Raw genomic sequence first — 14,501 nt, 5'->3', positions numbered from 1 at the left:
CCCGTGAACGGCCCGCGGCCGTCCGGCAGATTAAATGTCCAGGTTTACGCTGAAGCCGGCGGTGGCGCCGGAGGTGTGGAACGCGTCCGGCTTGCTCAGCGGTACGCCGGCGAACAGGTCATAGCTGAAGCGGCGCCACAGCGCGCCGCGCACGCCCAGCGCCGCGCCCGTCAGCTGTTTGCCGACCAGCCGGCGCGCGCCGGGGCCGCCCACCCGGCCATAGTCCAGCGCGGTGTACAGTTCATGGCCGCGGGACTGCACGTTCCACGCCAGCTCATTGCGCCACACCATGCCGCGCTCGCCGGACAGCGACATTTCGCCATCGAAGCCGCGCACGGTATAGCGGCCGCCGATCGCCAGCCGCTCCTGCGGCGTCAGCGCGTTGGCGCTCCACTGGCCGCGCAGGCTGGTGTAATAGCGCCAGGGCTGCTGACCCAGGGCAAACGGCTGGTTCAGGCTGACATCCCCCATGGCGATGCCGACGCGGGCGCTGCCGCTGTGCGTTTCCTCTTCCGGCGCCGGTTTGGCGCCGAATGCTCCGGTGCCGCGGTGCCAGTTGAGGTTGGCGTCCAGCGTGGCGCTGCCGAGATAGCTGCGCTGGTTAACGCCCAGCTCCCAGCCGGCGGTGCGGCGCTCCTGGTTATCAATGTTGTAGCCGTCGACCGCGTTGGTGGCGTGGCGACGGTAAGCGCGCATAGTGAGCGTCAGCTTATGGGACTGGTTGCGGAACAGCAGGCGGGACAGCGTCAGCTGCAGGTTTTCACTTTTACCGCTGTAGCTCAGCACCTCGTTGGCGTTGGGGATAGTCTGGTGGTAGGTGTAATCGCTGTAGTTGGCGGCCAGGCTCCAGTAGCCGATCGGGAAGACGTAGTTCAGCGTATGCGAACGGTTGCCGAACGGCCCGTGTTCAAACAGGTTTTTGCCGATATTGGCGTAGAACAGATCGTTCTGGGCAAAGGGCGCGTCAATCGCCAGCGTGGCGGAACCCAGATAGCGGCCGGTGCTTTTCGAACCGCTGTCGTCCAGCCCCAGGCTCAGGCGCACCGGACGCCCCTCTTTCCAGCTCACCCGCAGATCGCTGGTCGCCTCCTGCTCGCCGGGGGCGATTTTAATATCGGCCTCGACGCTGGGCACGCGCTTAAAGTTCTCCAGCCCCTGCTCAATCGCGCGCAGGTTGAGAATATCGCCGCTCGACGCCGGCAGCGCATTCCACAGCCGCCCGCGCCAGGAGGTCCCCTCTTCAAAACGTACATGGTCGATACGACCGGGCTGCAGCGTCAGCGTCAGCACGCCGCGGGTCAGATCCTGCTCCTGCACCATCACCCGGGTGGTGACATAGCCTGCGGCCAGAATGCGGTTCTGCACCTTATTGATTGCCAGCACGATGCCCTGCTGGCCCAGACAGCGGCCTTTGGCGTCTTCCGCGGCGTCCAGCGCCCACTGAAAGCGCGCCGCCGCTTCGCCGACCAGCTGCAGGCTGTTGATGGTAAAACAGGGGTGTTCGTCAGACGGGTAGTCAGGCAGCGCGACCTCGGGACGGCTCAGGCGCACGTCGCTGTGCGGCGCATTCTGCTGCTGCAGCACGCGTTCACGCTCCTGCTGACGCTGCTGCTCCTGCGCATCCCGTGCGGCGGCGTTTTGCAATACGCCATCCGCCACCGGCGCACCATATATCGGCAGCGAGTGTGTGAATAATAAGCCGGCGGCCAGCGAAGCAGGCAGCGTCCTCCGCCATACCCGCGAGGATAAATTCCTTTTCATGTTATGAATTCCGTTTCATAAATTTATATTTGCCGAATTATCCAATCCGACCGATGAAAATCAAGCAAAGTCTTATTGATTTTGTGGCTTTTGGAGAGATGTACTTATATTTGTGGTTATTTCAGCTTTTAATAAAGAAAACAAGCGGATAAAAACCTAAATTTACCAGGTGCGGGTAATAGGATACGGCATGAAATAGGTTCCCTGTGTCCTACTTATGGCAAAACGCTATTTATCCGCCCTCTTTCCCTACGGGTCGGCATCACGAAAAACCCTCATTACGGCTACCGTAAACGGTGTGATTAATGCATGGATAACAGGGGGTCCCAATGTGAATGGGGATAAATTAATGTTAGTCAGCTAGCAAAAAAAAAGGGAGGCTTGCGCCTCCCTCCCGTTGATGCCCATCTGAATCAGTGATTACGGATATATTCATCCATATCGGTTTTCAGGTTATCGGATTTGGTACCGAAGATAGCCTGCACGCCGGAACCGGCAACCACTACGCCGGCAGCGCCCAGTTTCTTCAGCCCGGCCTGGTCAACCTTGGACACGTCGGCCACGCTGACGCGCAGACGGGTGATACAGGCATCCAGGTTGGTGATGTTGTCTTTACCGCCGAACGCCTGCACCAGCGCCGCGGACATTTCCGTGCCGCCCTGCGCGCTTTGGTCGGCGGTGCTGTCTTCACGACCCGGGGTCTTCAGATCCAGCTTGGCAATCAGCACGCGGAAGATGGTGTAGTACACCAGACCGTAAATGATGCCGACAATCGGGAACAGCCAGATTTTGCTGCTGTTGCCGCTCAGTACGATAAAGTCGATCAGACCGTGTGAGAAGCTGGTGCCGTCGCGCATGCCGAGCAGAATACAGATCGGGAACGCCAGGCCGGCCAGAATGGCGTGGATAGCATACAGCACCGGCGCCACGAACATGAAGGAGAATTCGATTGGCTCGGTAATCCCGGTCAGGAACGAGGTCAGCGCCGCGGAGATCATGATGCCGCCCACTTTCGCGCGGTTCTCAGGCTTCGCCGAGTGCCAAATGGCGATAGCCGCCGCCGGCAGGCCGTACATTTTGAACAGGAAGCCGCCGGACAGTTTGCCCGCGGTCGGGTCACCCGCCATATAGCGCGGGATATCGCCGTGGAACACCTGGCCTGCTGCGTTGGTGAACTCGCCGATTTGCATCTGGAACGGCACGTTCCAGATATGGTGCAGACCGAACGGCACCAGAGAACGCTCAACGACGCCGTAGATGCCGAACGCCACGACCGGGTTCTGATAGGCAGCCCACTGCGAGAAGGTCTGAATGGCGCTGCCGATTGGCGGCCAGATAAAGGAAAGCAGCACGCCCAGTACGATCGCCGCCAGGCCGGAGATAATCGGCACAAAGCGTTTACCGGCGAAGAAGCCGAGGTATTCCGGCAGCTGAATGCGGAAGAAGCGGTTAAACATATAGGCCGCAATGGCGCCGGAGATAATCCCCCCGAGCACGCCGGTATCCGCCAGGTGTTTGGCGGCAATCTCTTCGGCCGGCAGATGCAGCACCAGCGGCGCCACCACCGCCATGGTTTTTACCATGATGCCGTAAGCCACTACCGCCGCCAGCGCGGAAACGCCGTCGTTATTGGTGAAGCCCAGCGCCACGCCGATGGCGAAAATCAGCGGCATATTGGCAAACACGGAACCGCCCGCCTCCGCCATCACATGCGAGACTACCGCCGGCAGCCAGCTAAAGTTGGCAGAACCGACGCCCAGCAGGATACCTGCAATAGGCAGTACGGATACCGGCAGCATCAGCGATTTACCTACTTTTTGTAGGTTTGCGAATGCATTCTTGAACATAGTTGAGTGTGCTCCTGAGTAATAGGCTTAGCGACTTCTTGTTGCGCGCTTTTTGCGCTGCAGAGGGGAACAAAAACCCTCTACAATTCAGGGTGTCTGAGCACCCCTTGAATTTTTACGAAGAGTAAAATAAATACCCCAAACATTGTTTGATGGCAGTCACGTTTCAATCAATAACCCTGCTACTATTTCTGAAATTGGTGTTTTTTTGTAAAAAATGATGAAAGCACATCCGTTAACGGGCCGAACGGGGGTGGAACCTTACCCGTTCAGCCGATTAATTACGAGAGTTAAAATAATTACGTGTGCAACGCTGGCAACCTAAGACTAGGTCATGAATCAGAATTTGATGTGAAATAAGCGAGAAAAATTGGCAGTAGTGGCGGCGGCCAGTTCTTCCAGGCTTACGCCTTTCAGTACGGCCATGTATTCAGCCACGTCGCGCACATAGGCAGGCTGATTCTCTTTGCCACGGTGCGGCACCGGGGCCAGATAAGGCGAGTCGGTTTCCACCAGCATGCGGTCCAGCGGCACATAGCGCGCCACGTCGCGCAGCTGCTCGGCGTTACGGAAAGTGACAATGCCGGAGAAGGAGATATAAAAGCCCAGGTCCAACAGCACCTCTGCGGTCGCCCGGTCTTCGGTAAAGCAGTGCAGCACGCCGCCGCACTCCTGCACCTGCTCTTCACGCAGGATCGCCAGCGTGTCTTCCCGCGCATCGCGGGTATGCACGATCACCGGCTTGTTCAGCTCGCGGCCGATGCGGATATGCTGGCGGAACGACTCCTGCTGCAGCGCCCAGTTATCCTTCTGGTAGAAATAGTCCAGCCCGGTCTCTCCCAGCGCCACCACCTGCTCCGCCGCTGCCAGCTGGCGCAGCTCAGCATAGTCATAGCCGCCTTCCAGGTTTAACGGGTGCACGCCGCAGGAGAACGCCACGTCGGGACGATCGCCAATCAGCGCCGTCATCGAACGGTAGCCCGGCAGAGTGGTGGCCACCGCCAGCACATAGCCCACGTCGCGCGCCTTGGCTTTCGCCAGCGCGTCGTCCACGTTCTGGTGTAATGCCTGGTAGTCCAGGCTGTCGAGGTGACAGTGAGAATCGACTAACAACATAATGTTTAACTCTTTTACAGCGAATGAGGGTGAGAATAGCCGGCGGCTGCGAACATCTGTTCCCAGCCCAGCAGGCGTTCGGTCAGCAGCAGTTCGCGGTTAACGCCCACCACGCTGAGTAATTGATGCCGGCAGTGCAGCCACTGCTGCACGCTATGCTGCAGCGAGCTGCAGCTCAGCCGCGCGGCCAACAGCTGCACCAGCGGCTGCTGATCCTGATTGAGCACAAACGCCGCGGCGCCCTGCTGCCACTTCATCGCGTCCATCAGCAGCGCGCACAGCCAGTGCAGCCGCTCGGCGACGTCATCGTGATTCAGCTGCGGCAACAGCTGCAGCATATCCTGCGACTGCAGCGCCTTAGCGAGCGCCGCACACAGCACACTGCGCTGCTGCCAGCGCTCCGGCTGCAGCAGGCGTTCGGCGGCCAGCGGCGCACCGTCATGCAGGCGCAGCGCCGTCAGGCAATCCGTCCGGGCGCCGGCAACGCCCTGGCGCTCCAGCCACTGCTGGCTCAGCGCTTCCTCAGGGCTGGACAGGTGCCAGTACAGGCAGCGGCTGCGCAACGTCGCCAGCAGGTTGGAGGGTTCGCGGCAGCTCAACAGAAAATAGGTGTGCGCCGGCGGCTCTTCCAGCGTTTTGAGCAGCGCATTGGCCGCCGCTTCGGTCAGCTGCTCCGCCTGCGGCAACCACACCACTTTGGCGCCGCCCTGCTGCGCATGGGCATACAGGGCTTCGCTCAGCTGACGCACCGGCTCGATGCCCAGGCTGCTTTTGCCCTTCTCCGCCGCCAGCACGTGGTAATCCGGATGGCTGCCCGCCAGCATCAGGCGGCAACTGTGGCACTCGCCGCAGCTTTTTTCTCCGTTGCGGCGCTGGCAAATCAGCCAGCGGCTGATGGCGTAAATCAGCGCGTCGTCGCCGTTGCCGGCCGCCGCATGCAGCAGCAGCGCATGGTGACCGCGCCCGCCGGCATACTGCCCGACGAGTTGACGATAAGGCGTATTCAGCCACGGATACCAATTCATCAGGCCGTTTCCTGTTGCAGCAGCCACGCGCTGACGCATTGACGAATGTCAGCGGTGACCTGTTCCAGCGTCTGCGCCGCATCGACGGTCACGATCGCGTCGTCCGCCGCCGCCAGCTGCAGATAGCGCTCGCGCGTACGTTCAAAGAACGGCAGCGCCTCTTGCTCAATGCGATCCAGCGCGCCGCGCGCCTGCGCACGCTGCAGCCCGACCAGCGGCGGCAGATCGAGATACAGGGTCAGATCGGGGCGGAAATCACCCAGAACGGTATCCCGCAGCGACGCCATCAGCTGAGGGTCGACGCCGCGCCCGCCGCCCTGATAGGCCTGAGACGACAGGTCATGACGGTCGCCGACCACCCAGGCGCCGCGCGCCAGCGCCGGTTTAATCACCGTTTCAACCAGCTGCACCCGCGCCGCATACAGCATCAGCACTTCCGCCTTGATGGTGGGCAGCTCGCCTTCATGGCCGCGCTTAAACAGATCGCGCAGTTTTTCCGCCAGCGGCGTACCGCCCGGCTCACGGGTAAAGACCATGTCCTCGATACCGTGTTCGCGCAATACGCTGACGACCGTATCACGCGCGGTGGTTTTTCCCGCGCCTTCCAGCCCCTCAATAACCACGAATTTACTTTTCATTCTTTTCCTTCACTAGCTGGCGGTAAACCCGCACCGCCTTATTATGGCTGGCCAGATTGGTGGTAAAGGTGTGTCCACCCTTGCCGTCAGCAACAAAATAGAGATAAGGCGTTTTTTCCGGCTGCGACGCCGCCGTCAGCGACGCCTGGCTCGGCATGGCGATCGGCGTCGGCGGCAGCCCGCTGATGGTATAGGTGTTATAGGCGGTCGACGTATCCAGATCCTTACGGGTAATGGTACCAGTATAGCGTGCGCCCATGCCGTAGATCACCGTCGGATCGGTCTGCAGCCGCATACCGATGCGCAGGCGGTTGACGAATACCGACGCCACTTTGCCGCGCTCCGCCGCCACCGCGGTCTCTTTCTCGATAATGGAAGCCATGGTCAGCAGCTGTTCCGGCGTTTTATACGGCAGCGCCTTGTCACGCTGCTGCCAGGCCTCATCCAGCGCCTTTTCCATCCGCGTATGGGCGCGCTTGAGCAGAGCGATATCGCTCATGCCGGCGGTATAGGAATAGGTATCCGGGTACAGACGCCCTTCCGGGTGCGTGCCTGCCGGCATGCCCAGCGCGGCGGCGATTTCCGCCTCGCTTTTACCCGCCAGCGTATGCTTCAGGTACTTGGCTTGCTGCAGAATGCTCATCCAGTCGCTCAGGCGTGAACCTTCAATAAACCGCGCGTTGAACTGCGCCTCTTTGCCGCTGGCCAGCAGTTCCAGCATCTGGCGCACCGTCATGCCCGGAGTGAAACGGTAGGTGCCGGCTTTAAATGCCGCCAGCTTAGGCTCAATTTTCAGCAACCACGGGAACCATTTTCCGTTGCGGATCAGTTTGTCGCGCACCAGCAGCCCTTCCAGTGCCACCCGGCCGGTGCCCGCCGGCAGTTTAAAGATCGCTTCCTGCTGAATCGCCAGCGGCGTATCGGCAAAGCGTTCAACCTTCTGATAGCCCCAGAACAGCAGGGCCAAAATCACGACGACGAGCAGTGCAACAAACTTTACTTTCTTCATTAATCGGCCTGGTTAAATGTGGTGTCGTAAAAACTCATACAGCCGGCGCGAATCATAGCGCCATAAATGGGCGGCATTGACCGGCAATAACGGCATCAGCGCGTTACTGATCAATACCTCTTCCGCCGTCGCCAGCGTTTCCGGCGGTTCGGCGACGTAATGCAGCGTATATTCGCTGTCCGTCAGTAACTCAATCACCCGGCGGCGCATCAGGCCAGCCACGCCAGACTGGCTCAAATCCGGGGTATATACCGCTTTCCCCTTACGCCAGAATAAATTAGCCGCACAGCATTCCACCAGCAGCCCTGCGGTGTCAAGCACCAGCGCCTCGTCGGCGTCAGTCTGCTCAAGATGCGCACGGATCAACACCTGCTCCAGCCGGTTCAGATGTTTAATCCCCGCCAGCAGCGGGTTACGCGCCAGCGGCACCGGGCTTAACGCCAGGCTGACGCCCTGCTCGCGCCATGACAGATAGTGCTGCGGATACGCGCCGCATGACACGATGCGGGTGGGACGCTCACAGCCGGCAGGGCTATAGCCGCGCCCGCCGCTGCCCCGCGTCACGATGGTTTTGACCACACCAAAGCGGATTGATTCTGCCGCCTGACGTATTTCCTGCTCCAGCGTCGCCCAGTCCAACGGCGGCAGCAGCAGACGCTGCGCCCCCTGCTGCAGGCGTTCAAGGTGCCAGGGCAGCAGTTCCACCCGGCCATCGACCGCACGCGCGGTGGTAAAACAGCCGTCGCCGAACTGTATGCCGCGATCGCCGGCCGCCAGCGTGTCGCTCTGCTTTCCATTAATCCAGTACATGGCTCTTCCCCTGCATCTCATCTTGCGCCCTACAGGATAACAGGCGCGGCGCAAAATCCTGAACGGCGGACATAAAAAAGCCCGGTAAGAACCGGGCTTTTAACCTGCGACGCAGCAACGTTACGCGCGACGGAAAATCAACGAGCCGTTGGTGCCGCCAAAACCGAAGGAGTTACACAGCGTGTACTCCATATCTTTGGTCTGACGCGCTTCATGCGGCACGAAGTCCAGATCGCAACCTTCATCCGGGTTATCCAGGTTGATGGTTGGCGGTACGGCCTGATCGCGCAGTGCCAGCACGGTGAAGATCGACTCAATCGCCCCCGCCGCCCCTAACAGGTGACCGGTCATGGATTTTGTCGAGCTGACCATCACCTGAGCAGCATCGGCGCCGAATATCGATTTCACCGCCTCTGCCTCGGCTTTGTCGCCTGCCGGGGTAGAGGTGCCGTGAGCATTGATATAACCGATTTGCCCGGCGTTGAGGCCGGCATCGCTCAGGGCGTTCGCCATCGCCAACGCAGCACCCGCACCGTTTTCCGGCGGTGACGTCATATGGTAGGCATCGCTGCTCATACCAAAGCCGACCACTTCCGCATAAATTTTCGCGCCGCGTTTTTTCGCATGTTCGTACTCTTCGAGCACCATCATGCCAGCGCCGTCGCCCAGAACAAAACCGTCACGGTCTTTATCCCAAGGGCGGCTGGCGGCCTGCGGATCGTCATTGCGGGTGGAGAGCGCGCGTGCGGCGCCGAAGCCGCCTACGCCCAGCGGCGTACTGGCTTTCTCTGCGCCGCCGGCCAGCATCACGTCGGCATCATTGTAGGCAATGATACGCGCCGCATGGCCGATATTGTGCACGCCGGACGTACAGGCGGTGGCAATGGAAATGCTCGGGCCGCGCATGCCATACATGATGGTCAGGTGGCCGGCAATCATGTTCACGATGGTCGACGGCACAAAGAACGGGCTGATCTTGCGCGGACCGCCGTTAACCAGCGAGCTGTGGTTTTCTTCGATCAGACCCAGGCCGCCAATGCCGGAGCCAATTGCGGCGCCAATACGGCCGGCGTTAGCCTCGGTGATCTCCAATCCGGCGTCCTGCATGGCCTGCATGCCGGCAGCGATACCGTACTGGATAAACAGATCCATCTTGCGCGCATCTTTGCGCGAGATGAAATCTTCAGAATTAAAATTCTTTACTAAGCCGGCAAACTTGGTTGCATAGGCTGTAGTATCGAAATGGTCAATCAGGCTGATGCCACTCTGACCGGCAAGAAGTGCGTTCCATGTGGACTCGACCGTGTTGCCGACAGGAGACAACATGCCCAGTCCGGTCACAACTACTCGACGCTTAGACACGTTTGTCCTCCAAGGAGGGATAATATGACACTAGGATAGAAAAACTTAGGCGGTCGAGTGACCGCCTAGATATGTTCGCTTACTGCTGGCTAGCGTTGATGAAATCAATAGCTGCCTGAACAGTAGTGATTTTCTCAGCTTCTTCGTCTGGAATCTCGGTGTCGAATTCTTCTTCCAGTGCCATTACCAGTTCAACGGTGTCAAGAGAATCGGCGCCCAGGTCTTCAACGAAAGAAGCGCTATTTACCACTTCGTCCTCTTTAACACCCAGCTGCTCAACAATGATTTTCTTAACGCGTTCTTCGATAGTGCTCATACTCTTAAATTTCCTATCAAAACTCGCTTTCGCGATGGTTTTCGTAGTGTATAAAATGTTGAAAAAGATGCAACTAAATCCCGGCTGGTCAAACCACGATTTTACGCTATTTTGCGGTTTTTACCTCAAATAACGCAAATAGTTTTCGCATTTTTTAGACCATGTACATGCCGCCATTGACATGTAAGGTCTCACCGGTGATATAGCCAGCCTCATCAGAGGCTAAAAATGCAACAGCGCTGGCGATTTCTTTAGCATCCCCAAGCCGGTTGGCCGGTACAGATGCCAAAATGCCTGCACGCTGTTCTTCTGTCAACGCCCGTGTCATGTCCGTTTCAATAAAACCGGGCGCCACGACGTTGACCGTAATGCCACGAGAAGCAACTTCACGTGCCAAGGACTTGCTAAAGCCAATCAGGCCGGCTTTAGCCGCCGCATAGTTTGCCTGCCCTGCGTTCCCCATGGTACCAACCACGGAACCGATGGTGATGATACGGCCAAAACGCTTTTTCATCATAGCTCGCATTACCGCTTTTGACAGACGGAATACGGAAGTCAGGTTGGTGTCCAGGATATCCTGCCACTCGTCTTCCTTCATACGCATCAGCAGATTATCACGCGTAATACCGGCATTATTCACTAAAATGTCGATTTCGCCAAATTCTGCGCGAATAGATTCTAAAACGCTGTCGATAGATTGCGCATCGACCACGTTCAGCATGAACCCTTTACCGCTTGCGCCCAAATAGTCGCTGATCGCTTCAGCGCCTTTTTCACTGGTCGCCGTGCCGATCACCTTGGCACCGCGCGCAACAAACGATTCCGCCACCGCGCGGCCAATACCACGGCTGGCGCCGGTGACCAGAACAACTTTTCCTTCGAAGCTCATTGTTTTCCTCTTTATTGTGCAAGCGCCGCCGACAGGGTTGCAGGGTCATTGACCGCCGCCGCCGTCATGGTATCAACGATACGCTTGGTCAGGCCGGTGAGCACCTTGCCCGGGCCGACTTCCAGCAGAGAGCTGACGCCCTGCGCTGAGATAAATTCTACGCTTTCCGTCCAACGCACCGGGCTGTACAGCTGACGCACCAACGCGCTGCGGATCGCCTGAGGATCGTTTTCGATCTTCACGTCGACGTTGTTCACCACCGGGATCTGCGGCGCATTGAAGGTCACCGCCTCCAGTGCAACGGCCAGTTTGTCGGCCGCCGGCTTCATCAGCGCACAGTGGGAAGGTACGCTGACCGGCAGCGGCAGCGCGCGCTTGGCGCCGGCGGCTTTACAGGCCGCGCCTGCGCGCTCAACGGCTTCTTTGTTGCCGGCAATCACCACCTGACCCGGTGAGTTGAAGTTGACCGGAGAGACCACCTGGCCTTCCGCCGCGTCGGCGCAGGCTTTGGCGATGGACTCATTGTCCAGACCGATAATCGCATACATCGCACCGGTTCCCGCCGGCACCGCTTCCTGCATCAGTTTGCCGCGCAGCTCAACCAGGCGTACCGCCTCCTGGAAATCCAGCACGCCGGCGCACACCAGCGCGGAGTATTCGCCCAGGCTATGGCCAGCCATCAGCGCTGGCGCATCGCCGCCCTGCTGCTGCCATACGCGGAAAATCGCCACCGAGGCGGCCAGCAGCGCAGGCTGCGTCTGCCAGGTTTTATTCAGCTCTTCGGCCGGCCCCTGCTGCACCAGCTGCCACAGATCGTAGCCCAACGCGGCGGATGCCTCGCCAAACGTCTGTTCAACCACCGGGAATTCAGCAGCCAGTTCGGCCAGCATGCCAACGGTCTGCGACCCCTGGCCCGGAAAAACAAAAGCAAATTGCGTCATTTTTATTTCCTGTCAATCAGAAACGAACCAGCGCCGAGCCCCAGGTAAAGCCGCCGCCAAAGGCTTCGAGCAGTACCAGCTGACCGCGCTGAATGCGTCCGTCGCGTACGGCTTCATCGAGCGCCGCCGGTACCGAGGCGGCGGAGGTGTTGCCGTGTCTGTCGAGCGTCACCACCACTTTGTCCATCCCCATACCCAGCTTCTTCGCCGTCGCGCTGATGATGCGCAGGTTGGCCTGATGCGGCACCAGCCAGTCCAGCTCGCTGCGGTCCAGGTTGTTGGCGCTCAGCGTTTCATCGACGATATGCGCCAGCTCGGTTACCGCCACTTTAAAGACTTCATTGCCCGCCATGGTGACATACGCCGGCTTGTCTTTATCCTGACGGTCTTTGTACGCCAGCGTCAACAGATCGCCGTAGTGGCCGTCCGCGTGCAGATGGGTGGACAGGATGCCCGGCTGCTCGGAAGCGCCCAGCACCACCGCGCCCGCACCATCGCCAAACAGGATGATGGTGCCGCGGTCTTCAGGATCCAGCGTGCGCGACAGCACGTCGGCGCCGATCACCAGCGCATGCTTCACCGCGCCATTTTTAATGTATTGGTCAGCCACGCTCAGCGCATAGGTAAACCCGGCGCAGGCCGCCGCCAGATCGAACGCCGCGCAGTCTTTAATGCCCAGCATGTTCTGAATCTGACAGGCCGAGCTTGGGAAGGCGTGGCTGGATGTGGTGGTCGCCACAATAATCAGGCCGACGTCTTCCTTGGCCACGCCGGCCATCGCCAGCGCGTTGGACGCCGCCTGGAATCCCATGGTCGCCACGTTTTCATCCGCAGCGGCGATACGACGTTCACGGATGCCGGTACGCGTTACGATCCACTCGTCCGAGGTATCCACCATTTTTTCTAAATCAGCATTGGTGCGCACTTGTACGGGTAAATAACTCCCCGTACCGAGAATCTTTGTATACATGTACGATCAGTCACTCTTGGGTAATACAGCCTCAAGGCGCGCCGCAATCCGGTTGGGGATTTGCCGCTGCACCGCCTGCACAGCCTGTTCAATAGCTACCGCAAACGCCTTCTGGTTCGCAGCGCCGTGGCTCTTGATTACGGTGCCCCGCAATCCTAACAGACATGCACCATTATACTGGTCGGGGTTCAGGTGGCCGAAGCGTCCCGCCATCCGTTTTTGCAGCCAACGGCCCAACCATGTTAACCACCACGCCTGCTTGCCACCGTCGCCTGACGATTTCAGCAGCGATAAAAATAGCCTTATTACGCCTTCCATGGTTTTCAGCGTAACATTGCCGACAAAGCCGTCGCAGACCATAACATCGGTTTTACCTGTGAGCAGATCATTGCCTTCCAGATAACCAATATAGTTGATTGTCGGAGTTTTTCTTAATACGGCGGCGGCTTCGCGAATATTATCTAAACCTTTGCTCTCTTCTTCGCCAATATTGAGCAGCGCCACGCGCGGCTGCGCGATACCGACCACTTCTTCCGCCATCACCGCGCCCATCACGGCAAACTGCACCAGCATCGTGCTGTCGCATTCCACGTTCGCGCCCAGATCGAGCACCACGGTTTTACTGCGCTGCTGATTCGGCAGCACCGTCATCAGCGCCGGGCGCTCAATGCCGTCCAGCGGCTTGAGCAACAGTTTAGCCAGCCCCATCAGCACGCCGGTATTGCCGGCGCTGATGCACGCCTGCGCCGCGCCGCTGTTCACCTGCTCCAGCGCCACGCGCATCGAGGTGCCGCGGCTGGCGCGGATCGCCTGAGAGAGCTTGGCGTCGTCGGCAATGACCGATGCTGCAGGCACGACTTGCAGACGCTCCAGCAAATGCGGATCGGCGTTGGCAAGTAAGGGGGAGATGGCGTCAGGATCGCCGACGAGCAGAAGATGGAGCTGTAAATTAGAGGCCAGTGCCTGCAATGAAGCAGGCACTGTGACGCAGGGACCGAAGTCCCCGCCCATTGCATCTAACGCCAGGGTTAGACGAGTCAAGGTATCGCTACTTAGCCGATAACCTTGCGACCGCGGTAGAAACCGTCGGCAGTGATGTGGTGACGACGGTGGGTTTCACCGGATGCTTTGTCTACAGACAGGGTAGTCGTAGTCAGCGCATCGTGTGAACGACGCATGCCACGCTTGGAACGGGTTGGTTTGTTCTGTTGTACGGCCATGGACCTTACTCCTCGATTACTTACGCTTTAAACTGGCTAATACGGCAAACGGATTCGGTTTCTCCGCCTCTGCAGGCAGTTTGCCAAATACCATGTCCGCTTCGGACACTTCACAGTGTTCAGATTCATGTACCGGAACGACCGGCAGTGAAAGAATAATTTCGTCTTCAATCATTGCCAACAGATCGACTTCGCCAAACTCGTCAACTTCGATCGGTTCGTACGCTTCCGGTAATGCCTCAGCCTGCTCATCATTGACGACCGGGCTAAAACAATATGTTGTGTGCACATGATGCTGGAACGGCTCGCCGCAGCGCTGACACGATAACGTGACCGTGACATCTGCCTGACCGGTGATAACCGCCAAACGCTGGTTGTCGATATTAAACGACAATTCAGCGACAACGTCGCTGTCCACACTGACCACGGACTCGGCAACACGGGTAACCAGCTCAGGCGCATAGACACCAACATAGTCCAGGCGTTTCTGAGCGGTACGTACCGCATCAATGGTCAAGGGTAATTTTACCTTTTGCATAGGGCGCGCATATTAACTTTGTAACGACATAGAGTCAAAGAAAAAGGCCGTGAAAACGG

The 14,501-nt window shown here is 58.7% G+C and carries 15 protein-coding genes; all 15 read right to left on the bottom strand.

The annotated features are described in order from the left end of the window. Positions 1–30: 30 nt before the first annotated feature. Positions 31–1,761 (bottom strand): ShlB/FhaC/HecB family hemolysin secretion/activation protein, encoded by a 1,731-nt coding sequence (locus D781_RS08780; protein WP_015671960.1) that lies wholly within the window; start codon positions 1,759–1,761, stop codon positions 31–33. Between the two features lie 413 nt (positions 1,762–2,174). After that, a complete protein-coding gene (ptsG, locus tag D781_RS08775) occupies positions 2,175–3,608 on the bottom strand; it encodes a PTS glucose transporter subunit IIBC (protein ID WP_015671959.1) in 1,434 nt (477 codons plus the stop codon). Between the two features lie 339 nt (positions 3,609–3,947). Further along, positions 3,948–4,724, bottom strand: coding sequence for a metal-dependent hydrolase (locus D781_RS08770; protein WP_015671958.1), 777 nt, complete (start codon positions 4,722–4,724; stop codon positions 3,948–3,950). A gap of 14 nt (positions 4,725–4,738) precedes the next feature. Continuing rightward, complete coding sequence (holB, locus tag D781_RS08765; RefSeq protein ID WP_015671957.1) at positions 4,739–5,749, bottom strand: DNA polymerase III subunit delta'; 1,011 nt, start codon at positions 5,747–5,749, stop codon at positions 4,739–4,741. Next, positions 5,749–6,387 carry a dTMP kinase gene (gene tmk / locus D781_RS08760; protein WP_015671956.1) on the bottom strand — a complete coding sequence of 213 codons (639 nt, stop codon included), beginning with the start codon at positions 6,385–6,387 and terminating at the stop codon, positions 5,749–5,751. The genes holB and tmk overlap by 1 nt, the downstream gene beginning before the upstream one ends. After that, on the bottom strand, positions 6,377–7,396 hold the full coding sequence (gene mltG, locus D781_RS08755; protein ID WP_015671955.1) for an endolytic transglycosylase MltG: 1,020 nt from the start codon (positions 7,394–7,396) through the stop codon (positions 6,377–6,379). The genes tmk and mltG overlap by 11 nt, the downstream gene beginning before the upstream one ends. 12 nt (positions 7,397–7,408) lie before the next feature. After that, complete coding sequence (gene pabC, locus D781_RS08750; protein ID WP_015671954.1) at positions 7,409–8,206, bottom strand: aminodeoxychorismate lyase; 798 nt, start codon at positions 8,204–8,206, stop codon at positions 7,409–7,411. 120 nt (positions 8,207–8,326) lie between these two features. Then, positions 8,327–9,568 carry a beta-ketoacyl-ACP synthase II gene (gene fabF, locus D781_RS08745; protein ID WP_015671953.1) on the bottom strand — a complete coding sequence of 414 codons (1,242 nt, stop codon included), beginning with the start codon at positions 9,566–9,568 and terminating at the stop codon, positions 8,327–8,329. 79 nt (positions 9,569–9,647) lie between these two features. Next, positions 9,648–9,884, bottom strand: a complete 237-nt coding sequence (gene acpP, locus D781_RS08740) for an acyl carrier protein (protein WP_015671952.1) — start codon at positions 9,882–9,884, stop codon at positions 9,648–9,650. Between the two features lie 154 nt (positions 9,885–10,038). Further along, positions 10,039–10,773: a 3-oxoacyl-ACP reductase FabG gene (fabG, locus tag D781_RS08735; protein ID WP_015671951.1), complete on the bottom strand. Its 735-nt coding sequence runs from the start codon at positions 10,771–10,773 to the stop codon at positions 10,039–10,041. Positions 10,774–10,784: 11 nt separating this feature from the next. Next, entirely contained in the window at positions 10,785–11,714 is a 930-nt protein-coding gene (fabD, locus tag D781_RS08730) for an ACP S-malonyltransferase (RefSeq protein ID WP_015671950.1), read from the bottom strand. Between the two features lie 16 nt (positions 11,715–11,730). After that, positions 11,731–12,684, bottom strand: a complete 954-nt coding sequence (locus tag D781_RS08725; RefSeq protein WP_015671949.1) for a beta-ketoacyl-ACP synthase III — start codon at positions 12,682–12,684, stop codon at positions 11,731–11,733. A gap of 6 nt (positions 12,685–12,690) precedes the next feature. Then, positions 12,691–13,725 (bottom strand): phosphate acyltransferase PlsX, encoded by a 1,035-nt coding sequence (gene plsX, locus D781_RS08720; protein ID WP_015671948.1) that lies wholly within the window; start codon positions 13,723–13,725, stop codon positions 12,691–12,693. 11 nt (positions 13,726–13,736) lie between these two features. Beyond that, positions 13,737–13,904 carry a 50S ribosomal protein L32 gene (gene rpmF, locus D781_RS22625; RefSeq protein WP_015671947.1) on the bottom strand — a complete coding sequence of 56 codons (168 nt, stop codon included), beginning with the start codon at positions 13,902–13,904 and terminating at the stop codon, positions 13,737–13,739. A gap of 16 nt (positions 13,905–13,920) precedes the next feature. After that, positions 13,921–14,442, bottom strand: a complete 522-nt coding sequence (yceD, locus tag D781_RS08715) for a 23S rRNA accumulation protein YceD (RefSeq protein WP_015671946.1) — start codon at positions 14,440–14,442, stop codon at positions 13,921–13,923. Positions 14,443–14,501 lie beyond the last annotated feature (59 nt).

Origin of the sequence: Serratia sp. FGI94, from assembly GCF_000330865.1 — a bacterium.
GTDB classification, from domain to species: Bacteria; Pseudomonadota; Gammaproteobacteria; order Enterobacterales; family Enterobacteriaceae; genus Serratia_B; species Serratia_B rubidaea.
This window is presented reverse-complemented; position numbering and strand designations above follow the sequence as displayed.